Source organism: Limnohabitans radicicola (assembly GCF_014837235.1).
Taxonomy (GTDB): Bacteria; Pseudomonadota; Gammaproteobacteria; order Burkholderiales; family Burkholderiaceae_C; genus Limnohabitans_A; species Limnohabitans_A radicicola.
The window spans coordinates 242,940-258,184 of sequence record NZ_JACYFT010000003.1 but is presented as its reverse complement, the minus strand read 5'-3'; the positions used below and the strand labels follow the sequence as shown (position 1 = coordinate 258,184).

General features: G+C 62.2%; 15 protein-coding genes. 9 read left to right on the top strand and 6 right to left on the bottom strand.

Features of this window, described 5'->3' with window-relative positions; translation table 11 throughout:
- Together IC609_RS13860 and IC609_RS13855 are read right to left on the bottom strand one after the other, a co-directional pair.
- A complete protein-coding gene (locus IC609_RS13860) occupies positions 1-984 on the bottom strand; it encodes a TRAP transporter substrate-binding protein (protein ID WP_191820105.1) in 984 nt (327 codons plus the stop codon).
- 44 nt (positions 985-1,028) lie between these two features.
- Positions 1,029-1,778, bottom strand: coding sequence for an SDR family NAD(P)-dependent oxidoreductase (locus tag IC609_RS13855; RefSeq protein WP_191820104.1), 750 nt, complete (start codon positions 1,776-1,778; stop codon positions 1,029-1,031).
- Between the two features lie 143 nt (positions 1,779-1,921).
- Between IC609_RS13855 and IC609_RS13850 the strand changes: the two genes are divergently transcribed.
- From IC609_RS13850 to IC609_RS13840, 3 genes are all read left to right on the top strand, one after another.
- Entirely contained in the window at positions 1,922-2,806 is an 885-nt protein-coding gene (locus IC609_RS13850) for a LysR substrate-binding domain-containing protein (RefSeq protein ID WP_191820103.1), read from the top strand.
- Between the two features lie 69 nt (positions 2,807-2,875).
- Positions 2,876-4,882 (top strand): transketolase, encoded by a 2,007-nt coding sequence (gene tkt, locus IC609_RS13845; protein WP_191820102.1) that lies wholly within the window; start codon positions 2,876-2,878, stop codon positions 4,880-4,882.
- Positions 4,883-4,991: 109 nt separating this feature from the next.
- On the top strand, positions 4,992-6,395 hold the full coding sequence (locus IC609_RS13840) for an 8-oxoguanine deaminase (RefSeq protein ID WP_191820101.1): 1,404 nt from the start codon (positions 4,992-4,994) through the stop codon (positions 6,393-6,395).
- Between the two features lie 18 nt (positions 6,396-6,413).
- Here IC609_RS13840 and IC609_RS13835 read toward each other — a convergent pair whose 3' ends face one another.
- Positions 6,414-6,728: a BON domain-containing protein gene (locus IC609_RS13835; RefSeq protein WP_191820100.1), complete on the bottom strand. Its 315-nt coding sequence runs from the start codon at positions 6,726-6,728 to the stop codon at positions 6,414-6,416.
- Between the two features lie 305 nt (positions 6,729-7,033).
- Here IC609_RS13835 and IC609_RS13830 point away from each other — a divergent pair, with 305 nt between their 5' ends.
- Positions 7,034-8,203, top strand: coding sequence for an OmpA family protein (locus IC609_RS13830; protein WP_191820099.1), 1,170 nt, complete (start codon positions 7,034-7,036; stop codon positions 8,201-8,203).
- A 75-nt stretch (positions 8,204-8,278) separates the two neighbouring features.
- Here the strand turns inward: IC609_RS13830 and IC609_RS13825 are convergent, their stop codons facing one another.
- Both IC609_RS13825 and IC609_RS13820 read right to left on the bottom strand, forming a co-directional pair.
- Positions 8,279-8,425 carry a lmo0937 family membrane protein gene (locus tag IC609_RS13825; RefSeq protein WP_191820098.1) on the bottom strand — a complete coding sequence of 49 codons (147 nt, stop codon included), beginning with the start codon at positions 8,423-8,425 and terminating at the stop codon, positions 8,279-8,281.
- A 9-nt stretch (positions 8,426-8,434) separates the two neighbouring features.
- Positions 8,435-8,647 (bottom strand): glycine zipper 2TM domain-containing protein, encoded by a 213-nt coding sequence (locus IC609_RS13820; RefSeq protein WP_225224196.1) that lies wholly within the window; start codon positions 8,645-8,647, stop codon positions 8,435-8,437.
- A gap of 272 nt (positions 8,648-8,919) precedes the next feature.
- On the opposite strand from IC609_RS13820, the gene IC609_RS13815 reads away from it, so the two are divergent.
- Together IC609_RS13815 and IC609_RS13810 are read left to right on the top strand one after the other, a co-directional pair.
- The gene (locus IC609_RS13815) at positions 8,920-9,756 is read left to right on the top strand and encodes a class I SAM-dependent methyltransferase (RefSeq protein WP_191820096.1); all 837 of its coding nucleotides are present in this window, start codon (positions 8,920-8,922) and stop codon (positions 9,754-9,756) included.
- 40 nt (positions 9,757-9,796) lie between these two features.
- Positions 9,797-10,288 (top strand): bacteriohemerythrin, encoded by a 492-nt coding sequence (locus IC609_RS13810; RefSeq protein WP_191820095.1) that lies wholly within the window; start codon positions 9,797-9,799, stop codon positions 10,286-10,288.
- Positions 10,289-10,324: 36 nt separating this feature from the next.
- Here IC609_RS13810 and IC609_RS13805 read toward each other — a convergent pair whose 3' ends face one another.
- Positions 10,325-11,854: a class I adenylate-forming enzyme family protein gene (locus IC609_RS13805; protein WP_191820094.1), complete on the bottom strand. Its 1,530-nt coding sequence runs from the start codon at positions 11,852-11,854 to the stop codon at positions 10,325-10,327.
- A 118-nt stretch (positions 11,855-11,972) separates the two neighbouring features.
- On the opposite strand from IC609_RS13805, the gene IC609_RS13800 reads away from it, so the two are divergent.
- From IC609_RS13800 to IC609_RS13790, 3 genes are all read left to right on the top strand, one after another.
- Positions 11,973-13,127, top strand: a complete 1,155-nt coding sequence (locus tag IC609_RS13800) for an alpha-hydroxy acid oxidase (RefSeq protein WP_191820093.1) — start codon at positions 11,973-11,975, stop codon at positions 13,125-13,127.
- Between the two features lie 80 nt (positions 13,128-13,207).
- A complete protein-coding gene (gene dinB / locus IC609_RS13795) occupies positions 13,208-14,437 on the top strand; it encodes a DNA polymerase IV (protein ID WP_225224215.1) in 1,230 nt (409 codons plus the stop codon).
- Positions 14,403-15,245, top strand: a complete 843-nt coding sequence (locus IC609_RS13790; RefSeq protein ID WP_191820091.1) for an enoyl-CoA hydratase-related protein — start codon at positions 14,403-14,405, stop codon at positions 15,243-15,245. The genes dinB and IC609_RS13790 overlap by 35 nt, the downstream gene beginning before the upstream one ends.

Sequence of the window (15,245 nt, the reverse complement as noted above, 5' to 3'; positions counted from 1 at the left end):
TCAGCGCGCGGCTTGCTGCACGCGCTTGACGAAGTCACCGATCGGGCCAGAGGTCCACTTGGTGTAGACCGAAGCCGATGCGTCCATGAAGGCCTTGCGGTCCACGGTGTCGATCAGCACGCCTTTGCCCTTGAGCTCGGCCACCAGCTTGTCATCAACTTCCTTGTTCAGACGACGCTGCAGCGTGGTGGCTTCCAGCGCGGCCTCGCTGACCACTTTCTGGTCAGCCGGGGTCATGCGGTCCCAGCTGCGCTTGCTCATCAGGAATGGGGTGGACTCGTACTTGTGGCCCGACAGCGAGATGTACTTCTGCACTTCGTACAACTTGGCCGAGGCGATGTTGGTCAAGGGGTTTTCCTGACCATCGACCACGCCCTGCTGCAGCGCCACATACAGCTCGGAGAATTTGATCTGCTGCGCGTCGGCGCCCATGGCCTGCATGATGTCCACCGTCACGGCGTCCGGAGGGGTACGCATCTTCAGGCCCTTCATGTCGGCAGGCGACTTGATGGCGCGCTTGCTGTTGGACATCTGGCGAATGCCGTTGTCCCACAAGCCCAACAGCACCATGCCTTTGGCGGCGGCCTTGTCGGCCAACTCTTTGCCAATGGCGCCGTCCATCACGCTCCAGGCCTTTTGCACGTCGGCAAACAGGAAGGGCATGCCCAGCGCAGCGAACTCGGGCACCACGCTCGAGATGGCCCCCTGGCTGTTGGCCGAGAAGTCCAGCGTGCCCGAACGCAGTGCGGTCACCATGGCAGCGTCGTCACCCAGCTGGGCAGAGTGAGCCACCTGGATTTCAATGCGGCCATTTGTCTTGGCCTTGACGGTGTCAGCGAACTTCACTGCAGCCACATGGCGTGGGTTGTCGGGCGGGTTGCCGTGGGCCATGGTGAGCTTGACAGTCTGGGCAGCGGCCAGGCCCGAGGCGGCCAACAGGGCCGAAGCCAGCACGGTGCGGCGGATCAGGGAAATGTTTTTCATGGTTTGTCTCCAGTGTTGTGATTGAGGGAAGAACTGCCGGGAAATCAGTGGATCAGCATGCCACCGTTCACGTCGAGCGTGATGCCGGTGCAGTACTTAGACAGGTCGCTGGCCAGGAACACCACGCAACCGGCCACGTCGTTGGGCTCACCAATATGACCGAGCGGAATGCCATCCAAAATGGCCTGACGCTTGTCATCGGGGATCTTGCCCTTGTTGATGTCGGTGGCGATCAGGCCGGGCGTGACACAGTTGACGCGGATGTTGTTGCCGCCGTATTCGCGCGCCATAGCACGGGCCAAGCCCAGCACACCCGCCTTGGCGGCCGAATAATGCGGGCCGCCCAGAATGCCGCCACCGCGTTGTGCCGACACCGACGAAATGCACACGATCGAGCCGCTGTTTTGCGCGATCATGGTCGGCAGCACGGCTTGCGATGCGTACAGCGTGCCGCGCAGGCTCACGTCCAGAATGCGGTCGTAATCGCTGCCGGTGATGTCGAGGAACTTCACAGGTTGGGTGATGCCCGCGTTGTTGACCAGGATGTCAATGCGGCCCATGGCGGCCTTGATCTGGGCAGCAGCGGCTTCGCAAGAAGCCTTGTCGGTCACATCGGCCACCAGACCCAGGTGCTGCGCACCCAGGCGAGCAGCAGCGGCTTGTGGGTCCGCCACGGCCAAGTCAAGGATCACGACGCGGGCGCCTTGTTCGGCCATCATGCGGGCAGTGGCAAAGCCCAAGCCATTTTGGCCAGCGCCACCGGTGATCACGGCCACTTTGTCTTTGAGCAACATGCAGGTCTCCTTGTTGTGTGTCTGCGTTGAAGTGAGTGGCGCGATTTTGGTCAAGCCCCGGCTTGAAGACAAACGATATAAACTCACCAGTGGTTTAATTTCATTCATGTTGCAACGCAACGATTCAATTTTTTTCAGCTGCCATGATCCCACCTCTTGCCGCCCTGCAGGCCTTTGAAACCATTGCCCGCCGTAAGAGTTTTTCGTTGGCGGCCGAAGAACTGCACCTGACCCCCTCGGCCGTGAGCCACCAGGTGGCCAAGCTGGAAAGCCTGCTGAATGTGCGCCTGTTCGAGCGCTCAGCCCGAGGTGTTGAGCTGACCCCGGCGGGCCAGCAATACCTGCAGCGCGTGGCCAGCGCACTGGGCGCCATCAACACCGCGACCGAAGACCTGCGCCACGGTGTGCAAGACACCTTGTATGTGCACAGCAGCCCCAGCTTTGCCAGCCTGTGGCTGATGCCGCGCATCGCCCGCTTCACCGAGCAGCATCCTCACATCTCGCTGGTGCTGTCGGCCTCGCATGTGCATTCGGACTTTCAGCTGGGGCAAATGGACATTGACATCCGCTACGGCATGCCCAACTGGCCCCATCTGGAGGTGGAGCCCGTGTTCACCGAAAAAATCCTGCCGCTGGCCAGCCCGGAATTCATCCGCACACACGCGCTGCACACTCCGCAAGACCTGTTGCGCGTGCCGCTGATCCAGTCAGGCGTAAGTGTTGTGCAATGGGCCGACTGGTTCACCCGATTTGGAGACGGCCTACGTCCTGAGCGTATGGGACTGCGCTTTGACCGCGCCATGATGAGCCTGGATGCTGCGGTACAAAAGCTGGGCGTGGCACTGGAGAGTTCGAGCATCGGACAGTCCCTGATCGCCACAGGCAAACTTCAGCCGGTCTTTGAAGAATCCCTGAGTGTGGAAGTCCAGGCCCACTTCTTGGTCTATCCGGCTCGCCATGCCTCGCGACAGGAGGTGAAGAGTTTTGTGGAATGGCTGCGGGCAGAGGCCCAACCCAGCAAAGGTTGAATGGTTTTCATCTAAACCTGAATATTGATCGCTTGTGCTCATGCATGGGAAGCACAAAAATCTCGACTCATGAGTGCCCTGCCTCCCCATACGCAACAAGCCCTGGCCCACGCCATCCGTTTTCTCTCGATTGACGCCATCGTCAAAGCCCAAGAAGGCCACCAAGGCGTGCCGCTGGGCATGGCAGAAATCGCCACCGCGCTTTACACACGCCACCTCAAGTTCCACCCGCAAGACGCCGGTTGGTTTGACCGCGACCGCGTGGTGCTGTCCAACGGGCATGGCTCTATGCTCTTGTATGCGCTGCTGCACCTGACGGGCTACCCCGCATTCCCGATTGAAGAAGTGCAACGCTTTCGCGTGCTGGGCTCGGTCTGCGAAGGGCACCCCGAGCGTCCGCATGACCAACCCAACGGCATCGAAGTGACCACCGGCCCACTGGGCCAGGGCATTGCCAACGCGTTTGGCATGGCGGTGGCCGAGGCGTATCTGAGCGCCCGCTTTGGCAAGGACTTGATCAACCACTTCACCTACGCGTTTGTGGGCGACGGTTGCCTGCAAGAAGGTGTGGGCCAGGAAATGATTTCATTGGCGGGCCACTTGCAATTGGGCAAGCTGGTGCTACTGTGGGACGACAACCAAATCACCGACGACGGCAGCACCGACCTGTCCATCAGCGAAAGCGTGGCCGAGCGTTTCCGCGTGGCGGGCTGGCATGTGGTGGAGCTGGATGGCCACGACATTGAAGCCGTGTCTGCTGCACTCGATGCTGCACGGCTTGACCCACGCCCTTCCATGCTGGCATGCCGCACCGTGATTGCCAAAGGCATTGCACGCTTGCAAGGCCAGCGCGGCGGCCACAGCGGTCGCTTGTTTGAAGAAGACGCCCAAGCCGCACGCGACATGCTGGGCTGGGTGCATGGCCCATTTGAAATTCCTGCGGACGTGCAACAAGCCTGGCGCACCGCTGGTCAGCGCAGCGCAGCCGAACATCAAGCTTGGCAAGCCCGCGTGGCTGCCCTGCCCGCGGCCGAGCGCGCCGAGTTTGAACGCGTGATGCGCGGCGAGCTGCCCGCGCAATGGCAACAAGTGCTGCTGGACTACAAACAAAAAGCCTTGCAAGCACCACCCGCGCCCAGCGGCATCTTCATCTCGGCGGAAATCAACGACCTGCTCACTCCCGTGTTGCCCGAGCGCATGGTGGGCTGCGCTGACCTCGAAGCGCCCACCAGCCACAAGCGCGGCTTGACGGCATTCAACACACAAAACCGCACAGGCTCGTATGTGCACTGCGGCGTGCGCGAGCATGTGATGGGCTCCATGGCCAACGGCATGGCCGCACACGGCGGTGTGATTCCGCTGTCGGTCACCTACCTCGCGTTTGCCGACTACGAACGCCCCGCCATGCGCATGGCCGCACTCATGGGCCTGCCGGTGAAGTTTGTGTTCAGCCACGATTCGATTGGCATTGGCCGCAACGGCCCCACACACCAGCCAGTGGAAATCATTGCTTCGCTACGCGCCATGCCCAATATGTGGGTCATGCGCCCAGCCGATGCAGTGGAAGCGGCCGAGTGTTGGGAGTTGGCATTGGCACACCAAAACGGCCCTGTGAGCATGGTGTTCGCCCGCCAATCATTGCCCTTGGTGCGTCACACGCACACCACCGACAACCTCACACGCCGAGGCGCGTATGTCTTGCACGAAGCGGCCTGCGGACCACGCCAAGTGACCTTGCTGGCCACTGGCTCTGAAGTGTTGCTGGCGGTACAAGCCCGCGAGCAGCTCGAAGCTGCAGGCGTAGGCACGGCTGTGGTATCCATGCCTTGCTGGGAGTTGTTTGACCAACAAGACGCCACCTACCGCCAGAGCGTGCTGGGCGATCCGCAAACAGGCGTGCGCATCGGCATAGAAGCCGCAGTACGTCAAGGCTGGGATGTGTATCTGGGTCTGGACGGCGGCTTTGTGGGCATGACGGGCTTTGGTGCCTCTGGTCCGGCCGAAGAGCTGTACAAGCTTTTCAACATCACCCCCGAAGCCGTCGTGTCTCAGGCGCGACGTCTGCTTAAAATCTGAACTCTGCACAGCCCGGGACGCGCGGCAACGTGGTGCTCGCCCTCCCCCTGCATTTGGGGGCCAGGGGATTCGGCCGCGACTTGTTTCACACCTTGCCAAGGACAAGTCCATGACCACACTGCTCATCCACCGCGCCCGCTGCATCGCCACACAGGACGACGCCAACACCGAACTGCATGACGCCTCGCTCTTGATCCGCGAGGGCCGGATCGAGCGCATCATCCCCGCCAGTGAGAACATCGACGACTTGCGCACACAAGTGGAAGAAGTCATCGACGCCCGCCACCATGTGGTGGTGCCGGGCCTGATCAACACCCACCACCACATGTACCAGTCGCTCACGCGAGCAATTCCGTCGGTGCAAAACGCCGAGCTGTTCAGCTGGCTCAAAGGCCTCTACCCCATCTGGGTAGGCCTGACGCCCGAGATGGTGCGCGTGTCAGGCCAGGTGGCCATGGCCGAGCTGCTGCTGAGCGGCTGCACCACCAGCAGTGACCACCTCTACATCTACCCCAACGGCGTGCGACTGGATGACAGCATCGAAGCGGCGCACAGCATCGGCATGCGCTTCACGGCCACGCGCGGCAGCATGAGCGTGGGTCAGTCCCAAGGCGGCTTGCCACCCGACCGTGTGGTCGAGCAAGAACCCGCCATCCTCAAAGAAACCCAGCGCCTGATCGAGACCTGGCACGACGCGAGCTTTGGGTCGATGACCCATGTGGCCGTGGCCCCCTGCTCGCCCTTCAGTGTGAGCCAGGACCTGATGCGCGAAGCCGCAAAGCTGGCCCGCGCCCACGGCGTGCGCCTGCACACCCACCTGGCAGAAAACGACCACGACATCGCCTACACCAAAGAGAAGTTCAACTGCACCCCCGCGCAATACGCCGAGGACCTGGGCTGGGTGGGCCACGATGTGTGGCACGCCCACGGCGTGAAGCTCGACGAAGAGGGCACGTATCTGTTTGCCCGCACGCGCACCGGCATCGCCCACTGCCCCTGCAGCAACATGCGCCTGTCCAGCGGCATCTTGCCGTTGCGCAAAATGCTCGACGCAGGCGTGCCCATTGGCCTGGGCGTGGACGGCAGTGCCAGCAACGACGCGGCGCACCTGCTCAACGAAGCGCGCCAAGCCATGCTGCTGGCGCGTGTGGGCCGGGCCTTAGAACCCTTCGGTTGTGACCATGGCCCCGCCGACATGACGCCCCGCGATGCTTTGCGACTGGCCACACGCGGCGGCGCACAAGTGCTGGGGCGCGAGCACGAGCTGGGGCAAATCAAAGAAGGCTATTGCGCCGACATCGCGATGTTCCGCACCGACAGGCTGAGCATGGCGGGCGGCGCAGTGCACGACCCCGTGGGTGCGCTGCTGCTGTGCGCCAGCGACAACGCGGACTACACCATCGTCAACGGCCGCGTGGTGGTGCGCCAAGGCCAGATCACCACCGTAGACATGGGGCCGCTTGTCGAGCGGCACAACCAGCTGGCGATGCAGCTGGCGTTGGGGGCGAAGTAAAGTCTTCGCCACCTTCGTTCAAGGACGGATCAGGATGTCGTTCTTGACCGAAGTCACCCCTTTGACACCACGCGCAATGGTTTCGGCTTTGCTGCGTTCCAGGCTGTTCTTTGCAAAGCCTGACAACATGACCGTGCCATTCAATGTCTCGACACTGATCGACGTTCCGGCCACATCCTTGTCTTCAAAGAAGCGTGACTTCACCAGGGTCGTGATGCCCGCATCGTCAATGTAGGCCCCCACCGACTCCTGACCCCGGGACACGGCACAACCCGAAGCGATCAAAAGAACCAAAGAAGCGGCCACAGCGGCCAGAGATGTTTTGTTGATCATGTTGCAGTCCCATCGTGCGTGAAGTTTGAATCAGCAAAGCGGTGCTTTGCCACCACCCTGGGCACAGCACAGCCACTGAACCCAGAATCGCTCCACAGTACTCTTCAAGAGGCTGGCCATCGGTGCGCGAGTTCACAGACCAACAATTTGCGCAATGCGTCCAGCGTCAGGACTGCAGAGTCCTCCAACAGGTGAATCAACGCACTGAACTTTTGATCGACTCCCGCCAAACTGCTTTCTCCATTCATGGGAATCCCCCAGAACGGGCAACAAACACAGGCCCCAGCGCCTTTTTGGAGAGAGAAATGAAACCATCGATGTTCAAACCCCGCCCCACGCTGCTGGCCCTGGCCTTGCTGGGCAGCCCCTGGCTGCACGCACAAGAGTTCATCCCCAACCCCGGGCCTTACATGGGCATCAGCGCGGGTGAAGCCAAGGCCCACATCGACAACGCCCGGATCACCCAAGGTTTGTTGGGCTCCGGCTTGACGACGGACAACTTGACCGAGGACCGCAAAAGCACCGGCTACAAAGTATGGCTGGGTTACCCCATTCACCCCAACTGGGCCATCGAGGGGGGCTACTTTGATCTGGGCCACTTCGGGTTCACCGCCAACACTACCCCTGCGGGCAGCCTGAGCGGCGTGGCGCACATCAAAGGCTTCAACCTGGACCTGGTGGCCAACTTGCCCATCACGGAGCGCTGGTCCTTGTTGGGCCGCGTGGGTGCAGCCTATGCACAAACCAAAGACACTTTCAGTGGCACAGGTGCAGTCACCGTGATCGACCCGAACCCCAGCAAGCGCGAGACCAATTACAAATACGGCTTTGGCACGCAATACGCGTTCACCCCCGCCTTGACCTTGCGACTCGAAGCCGAGCGTTACCGCGTGAACGATGCCGTCAACAACCGTGGCGATGTGGACCTGGTCTCTCTGGGTCTGGTGTACCGATTTGGTGGCAGTGCCGTGGCCAGTAAAGCGGCCTACACACCTTACACAGCCCCGGCACCCGAACCGGTTGTCGCCGCTGCACCTGTGGTGACCCCTGTGGAGCCGCTTCCAGCACCAGCCCCCAAGCCTTGGGTGAAAGTCAAACTGGAAGCAGACTCCTTGTTTGGCTTTGACCAGAACACCCTGCAAGCTGATGGCAAGCAAGCCCTGGACAAACTGCTGGCGGAGCTGAAAACCGTGAACATTGACACGGTTGAAATCACAGGTCACACCGACCGCCTGGGAAGCAAGGCTTACAACGACAAGCTGTCAACGCGCCGTGCCGAAGCTGTGCAGAACTACCTCGTGCAAGTGGGTGGCATACCCGCCAGCAAAGTCACGGCCAAAGGTGTGGGCGCATCCCAAGCCGAAACCAAACCAGGCGACTGCAAAGGCAACAAGGCCACACAAGCCTTGATCACCTGCCTGCGTCCCGACCGCCGCGTCGAAGTCGAGGTTTCCGGAACACAGCAAGAGCGCTGATGCAAGCCATAAAAAACCGGCATCTGGTGACAGATGCCGGTTTTTCGTTGTGCTGAGTTCAAGGACAACAGCGCTTCAAAGTCGCCGCCCCTGGATCACACGCACCAGGATCACCACCACGGCAAGCACAAGAAGGATATGGATCAGACCACCCAAGGTGTAAGAAGACATCAGGCCCAAAGCCCACAAGATGAGCAGGATAACCGCCAGCGTTTCAAGCATTGGAGCCTCTCACTTCTTTTTGTCGACTTCGTGGCCGATCACACCGCCAACCGCCGCACCGCCAAGCGTGCCTGCCGTGCTGCCACCGGTCAGGATTGAGCCACCAATGGCCCCCACCCCTGCCCCAATAGCGGTGTTCTTCTCTTGTTGCGTCATGCCTGCGCACGCAGCCAAGCACAGGGCTGTCACAGCCAACGCAGCAGTGCCTGTGATTCGGCTCATGGTTTTTGGATTTTTCATCGCTGAACTCCTTGTCTGGGTCAATGAACAAACCGACGCCGATGGCAAGAAAGTCGTCGGGCAATTCGGAGCGATCAGATTAGGTGTTCAAGTGAACAGCGTCTGCGTGCTGGATCACCTGCAGAAGGCGACCAAAGTGGCTCCCCGCACAGACCCCGACCGACGCTCTCCATAAGCTTGAATCCAGGTGCTGGCACGGGTTGGCATCGGCCAGCACCTGGGCTTACCGGCGCGTTTCTGAGAGAGACTTCACCATGTACCTGCTGACCGAATCTGCAGCCACACGTGGCATGACCGCATTGCCACGCACTTTGTTCATCGCCCTGGCGGCACGGGCCGAAGGCCACCACATGTTCCCGGCACTGGACCCGCACGACGGCCATGCGGCACAGCTGCTGCAAGCCTCGGGCGCAGAGGTTCAGACCAGCCCCTCAGACCAGCCCATCGTCATGAACGTGCTTTGGCGGACCCAACTGATCAAGCAACTGGGGCATGCGTTTTTTGAACATTACCCGGGCAGCACAGGCGTCAATCTGGGCTCCGGATTGACACATTACTTTCAGTGGCTCGATAACGGCACCAACCGCTGGATTGACGTGGACCTGCCCGAGGTGATCGCCTTGCGCGACAACCTCCTGCCCGCACAGTCGCCGCGATGCCAGCACAAGGCCCTGGACATCACCACCCCCGGTTGGTGGAAACGCCTCGGTCTGCACCGGCATGATGCCCCCCTGTTTCTGGTCTGCGAAGGCGTGCTGATGTACCTGCAGCCTGCACAGGTCCACAGCTTTTTGCACGAGATCGGCGAAAACGCCCCCGAAGGGTCCGAGCTGGTGTGCGACTTCATCTCACCCATGGGGGTGGGTCAGAGTGCGCTGACCGATTCACCTGGACACGAAAACGCCACCTTCACCTGGGGCGCGCACAACGGCTCGGAATTGACCAGCTTCCATCCACGTCTGGAGTTGCTATCGCAACACAGTGCCTCTGAAGCGTTTGGCTGGGGCGGAAGTTTCGCCGAAATGCTGTGGACCCCAATAACGGGTGGCCCGCTGTACGGGCTGGCCCAACTGCGGGTGTCGGACGATTGAGCCGAACAGTTGGTCTCCACCATCCGCGATAATCCGGGGCATGAACACCGCCACTGCCCCCACCCAACTGCCCTGGACACAGTCACTGCACACTGGTGACGGCCGCATGGACGAGACCCACCACGAGTTTGTGGAGATGGTCAACCGCATCATGACGACGCCGCACGACCAGCAGTTGCCGCTGTACAAGGCATTTTTGCTGCACACGGTGGAGCACTTTGCACAGGAAGAGCGCTGGATGTTGGCGACCGGGTTTTCAGCCGACAACTGCCACGCCGACCACCATGCCACCATCCTGGAAACCATGCGGGCGGTGGAGACGCACTACGAAGGCGGCGACACCGAGATCATCCAGCGCCTGGCAGAAGCCTTGGCCGAGTGGTTCCCCGGCCATGCCGCCAGCATGGATGCGGGTCTGGCCATCCACCTCAAGAACGTGGGCTTTGACACCGTGACCGAGACGCTGGCCGACCCTTCGGCCATCAAGAACGTGACCATGTCCGGTTGCGGCAGCGTCACCTGCACCGACTGACGTCACCCGGGTTAGGCCATCTGGCCTGACCAACCCTCAGCCCTTGAGGCGCTCGCGCAGCTCGGTCTTGAGCACCTTGCCGTAGTTGTTCTTGGGCAGGCTGTCCACCAGCACATAGCGCTTGGGCCGCTTGAAGCGGGCAATGTGCTCCAGGCAATAGGCGTCCAGCTGCGCCACGTCCAGTGCAGCGCCCTCGGCGGGCACCACAAAAGCGACCACCACCTCGCCCCACTCGGCGTCGTGCGCGCCGACCACAGCCACTTCGGCCACACCGGGCGCGTGCAGCAGCACCTCTTCGACCTCGCGCGGGTAGATGTTGGAGCCACCGCTGATGATCATGTCCTTGCTGCGGTCCTTGAGCGTGAGGAAACCATCGGCGTCGAGCGCGCCCATGTCGCCCGTCCAGAGCCAGCCATCGCGGATGGCGCTGGCGGTGGCCTCGGGGTTGCGCCAGTAGCCCGCCATCACACTGTCACCGCCAATCAGCACCTCGCCCACCTCGCCCGGGGGCATGTCGGCCCCTTGGGCATCGACCACGCGGATGCGCACAGGCGTTTGCGCCACGCCAATGGACGCCAAGCGCTCGGCATGGCGCGGGTGGTGCACGTCGGCCAGGTGCTGGCGCGAGAGCGCGGTGCCCACCATGGGGCTTTCGCCCTGGCCAAAGATCTGCACAAAGCGCGGCCCCATGACGCGCAGCGCCCGCTGGATGTCGGCCGCGTACATGGGCGCGCCGCCGTACACGATGGTCTTGAAGGCGCGGGCACAGTCATCGGGGCTGTGGCCTGCGGCTTCGGTCTCATCCACCAGGCGCTTGACGATGGTGGGCGCCGCAAACATCGACAAAGGCCCCACCTGCGCACCCAGCGCGAACAGCTCGGCCGCGTCAAAGCCCCCGGACACGGGCACCACATGCCGGGCCCCCGCCATGAGGTGCGGAATCATGTAAATGCCCGCCCCGTGCGACATGGGCGCGGCGTAGGCGATCGCGTCTTGCGACGAGACCGCATCCACATCGCAGAAGTAACCCAGCCCCATGGTCATCAGGTTGCGGTGGGTGATCATCACGCCCTTGGGTCGGCCCGTGGTGCCGCTGGTGTAGAACAGCCAGGCCGTGTCGGACAAAGCACGCGGCGTGATGTTGGCCAATGGCTCGCCCTCATGGAGCCACTGCGAAGCCTGCACGCTGTCGGCCTCGGTGATGCCCTCCAGCCCCGTCAAGGCCGAGAGATCGGGCACCAGGTCTTGCGTGACAAAGGCCCAGCGGGCCTGGGCGTTGTCCATGATCCATTGCACCTCCTTGAGGTGCAGCTTGGCATTGACCGGCACCACCACCAGGCCCGCCCACCAGGCCCCCAAAATGAACTCCAGGTAACGCGGGTGGTTGCGCATGAAGATCAGCACCCGGTCACCTGGGACCAGACCTTGCGCCTGCAAATGGCGGCCCAGGCGGGCGCTGCGCTCGGCCCACTGGCCGTGGGTGGCGCACAGCTCGGTCCCATCAAAAATGGCGGACTGCTGCGGCGACGCCCGTGCCACACGTTCGAGCAAATGGGCCAGATTCATGGTGCCAAACTCCTCTGGAAGAAATTTCAACGAGGCTGCGGTCTGTTTCAAACCGGACAGCAGTTGCAAAGGCTAACATGCAAAATCATTGTCATTGTTGCCCCAGGAGACCCGTTCCATGCCCGTGATCACCAACATCGAAGACCTGCGCGTTCTGGCCGAAAAGCGCGTGCCGCGCATGTTCTACGACTATGCCGACAGCGGCTCTTGGACCGAGGGCACCTACCGCGCCAACGAAAGCGACTTCCACAAGATCAAGCTGCGCCAGCGCGTGGCGGTGAACATGGAAAACCGCACCACCGCCACCCAAATGGTCGGCATCGACACCAAGATGCCTGTGTGTATCGCCCCCGTGGGCCTCACGGGCATGCAGCACGCCGACGGTGAAATGCACGCGGCCATGGCGGCCAAGAAGTTCGGCATCCCCTTCACTCTGTCGACCATGAGCATCTGCTCCATCGAGGACATCGCACAGCACACCCAGGCACCCTTCTGGTTTCAGCTGTACATGATGCGCGACCGCGACGCCATGGTCCGCATGATCGACCGCTGCAAAGCCGCCAACGTGAGCGCCTTGGTGCTCACGCTCGATTTGCAGGTGATCGGCCAACGCCACAAAGACCTCAAAAACGGCCTGACTGCGCCACCCCGCCCGACCATTGCCAACATCATCAACCTGATGACCAAGCCCCGCTGGTGCTTAGGGATGGCGGGTACCAAACGCCACACCTTTGGCAACCTGGTCGGCCACGTCAAGGAAGTGACCAACATGAACTCGCTGGCCTCATGGACCAACGAGCAGTTTGACCCCACCCTGAATTGGGAAGACGTGGCCTGGGTCAAGAAGCAATGGGGCGGCAAGTTGATCCTGAAAGGCATCATGGACGTGGAAGACGCCAAGCTGGCCGTGGCCAGCGGTGCCGACGCCATCGTGGTCAGCAACCACGGTGGTCGCCAGCTGGATGGCGCGCCCAGCAGCATCGAGGCCCTGCCCGCCATCGTGGCAGCCGTGGGCAACCAGATCGAGGTCTGGATGGACGGCGGCATCCGCTCGGGCCAAGACGTGCTCAAGGCCTGGGCCCTGGGCGCCAAGGGCGTCATGATCGGCCGCGCCATGGTCTATGGCCTGGGTGCGATGGGCGAAGCGGGCGTGACCAAAGCCCTGCAAATCATCCACAAAGAGCTGGACGTGACCATGGCCTTTTGTGGCCACACCAACATCCAGAACGTGGACACCAGCATCCTGTTGCCAGGCACCTTTCCTAAGGCTTGAGGGGTCTCGGGCCGCGCTATGCTTTGGGGGTGACTTCCGCCCCGACCGCTCAACCTGTGCGCCGCATCGCCCACCTCGACATGGACGCGTTTTACGCGTCCTGCGAGTTGCTGCGCTACCCGCAGCTCAAGGGCCTGCCCGTGGTCATTGGCGGCGGCCGCCGCAAAGAAGACGACCTGCTGGGCAAGCTGCAGGCCGCCTACCCCGACGGCGAATGGACCGAAGAGACCTTTGCCGAGCGGCTGGACCGGATTCCGGTCGACTTTTTCCCGCGCATCGAGGGCTACACCGGGCGCGGCGTGATCACCACCGCGACCTATGCGGCCAGGCAGTTCGGCATCGGCTCGGCCATGGGCCTGATGAAAGCGGCCAAGCTGTGCCCGCAGGCCATCCTGCTGCCGGTGGACTTTGACCGCTACCGGCACTTTTCGCGCACTTTCAAAAGCATCATCACAGAGATCGCGCCCGTCATGCAGGACCGGGGCGTGGACGAGGTCTACATCGACTTCACCAACGTGCCCGGCGGCCAGCGCGAAGGCGGGCGGGTGCTGGCGCGGTTGATCCAGAAAAGCATTTTTGACGCCACGGGCCTGACCTGCTCGATTGGCGTGGCACCCAACAAGCTGATCGCCAAGATGGCCAGCGAGTTCAACAAACCCAACGGCATCTCTGTCGTGCACGAAGCCGACCTGCAGACCCTGATCTGGCCGCTGGCCTGCCGCAAGATCAATGGCGTCGGCCCCAAGGCCGATGAAAAACTGCAAAGCTTTGGCATCCACACCATCGGCGAGTTGGCGGCGCGTGAGCAGCACTGGCTGATGGAGCACTTTGGCAAAAGCTACGGTGCCTGGCTGCACGACGCCGCTTGGGGGCGGGACGACCGCCCGGTGGAGCTGGAGAGCGAACCCGTCAGCATGAGCCGCGAAACGACGTTCGAGCGTGACCTGCACGCCGTGCGCGACCGTGCCGAGCTGGGGGCCGTATTCACCCGGCTGTGCGAGCAGGTGGCAGCCGACCTGCAGCGCAAAGGCTACGAAGGCCGCACCATTGGCATCAAGCTGCGCTATGACAACTTCCAGGCCGTGACGCGCGACCAAAGCCTGACCGAATACACAGCCGACGCCAAACGCATCCGCCAGGTGGCGGGCCAATGCCTGAAACGCGTGGACCTGTCACGCCGCTTGCGCCTGCTGGGCGTGCGGGTCGGCAGCCTGGTCAAAGCGGGGACAGCAGCCCCCACAGACAAGGGCTACATTGCCACCGAGGAGACCACCCATGAACAAGCTGAACTGTTTTTCCCTGACGACTGAAGGCCACGTGGCCCACCTGGTGATGAACCGCCCCGAGGCGATGAACACCATGCACCCCACCTTCTGGCGCGAGCTGCACGAGGAGCTGACCGACATCCACAAGGCAGGCACCGCCCGGGCGCTGGTGATCTCGAGCACCGGCAAACACTTCAGCGCGGGCATGGACCTGCAAACCTTCGGTAGCGCCATCCAGATGGACGACACCAGTGCCGAAGGCCGCTCGGCCGTGTACGACCTGCTGACCGACATGCAGCACACCTTCACTTTGCTTGAAGAGCTGCGCATCCCGGTGATCGCAGCCATCCATGGCGGCTGCATTGGCGGCGCGGTGGACATGGTGACCGCCTGCTGCATGCGCTATGCCTCGGCCGATGCGTTCTTCTGCATCCAGGAAATCAACATCGGCATGGTGGCCGACGTGGGCACGCTGCAACGCCTGCCCAAACTGCTGCCCATGGCGCTGGTCAAAGAATTGGCCTACACGGGCAGGCGCATAGGCGCCGACAAGGCGCTGGCCTATGGTCTGGTCAACGAAGTGCTGCCCACCCACGAAGCCACCGTGGCCGCCGCCCTGCAAGCGGCCAAAGAAATCGCCAGCAAACCGCCCGTGGCCATTTGGGGCACCAAGCAGGTGCTGCACTATGCCCGGGACCACAGCACCGAAGACAGCCTGCGCCACATGGGCTGGCTGCAAGGCGCGATCTGGAGCAACGCCAATGTGCGCGAAGCCATCAGCGCGTTCCAGCAAAAACGCGAGGCGAACTTTGCGCCGCTGCCAGCGCTCAAAGGGTTTCGGGAGTTTGGCTGA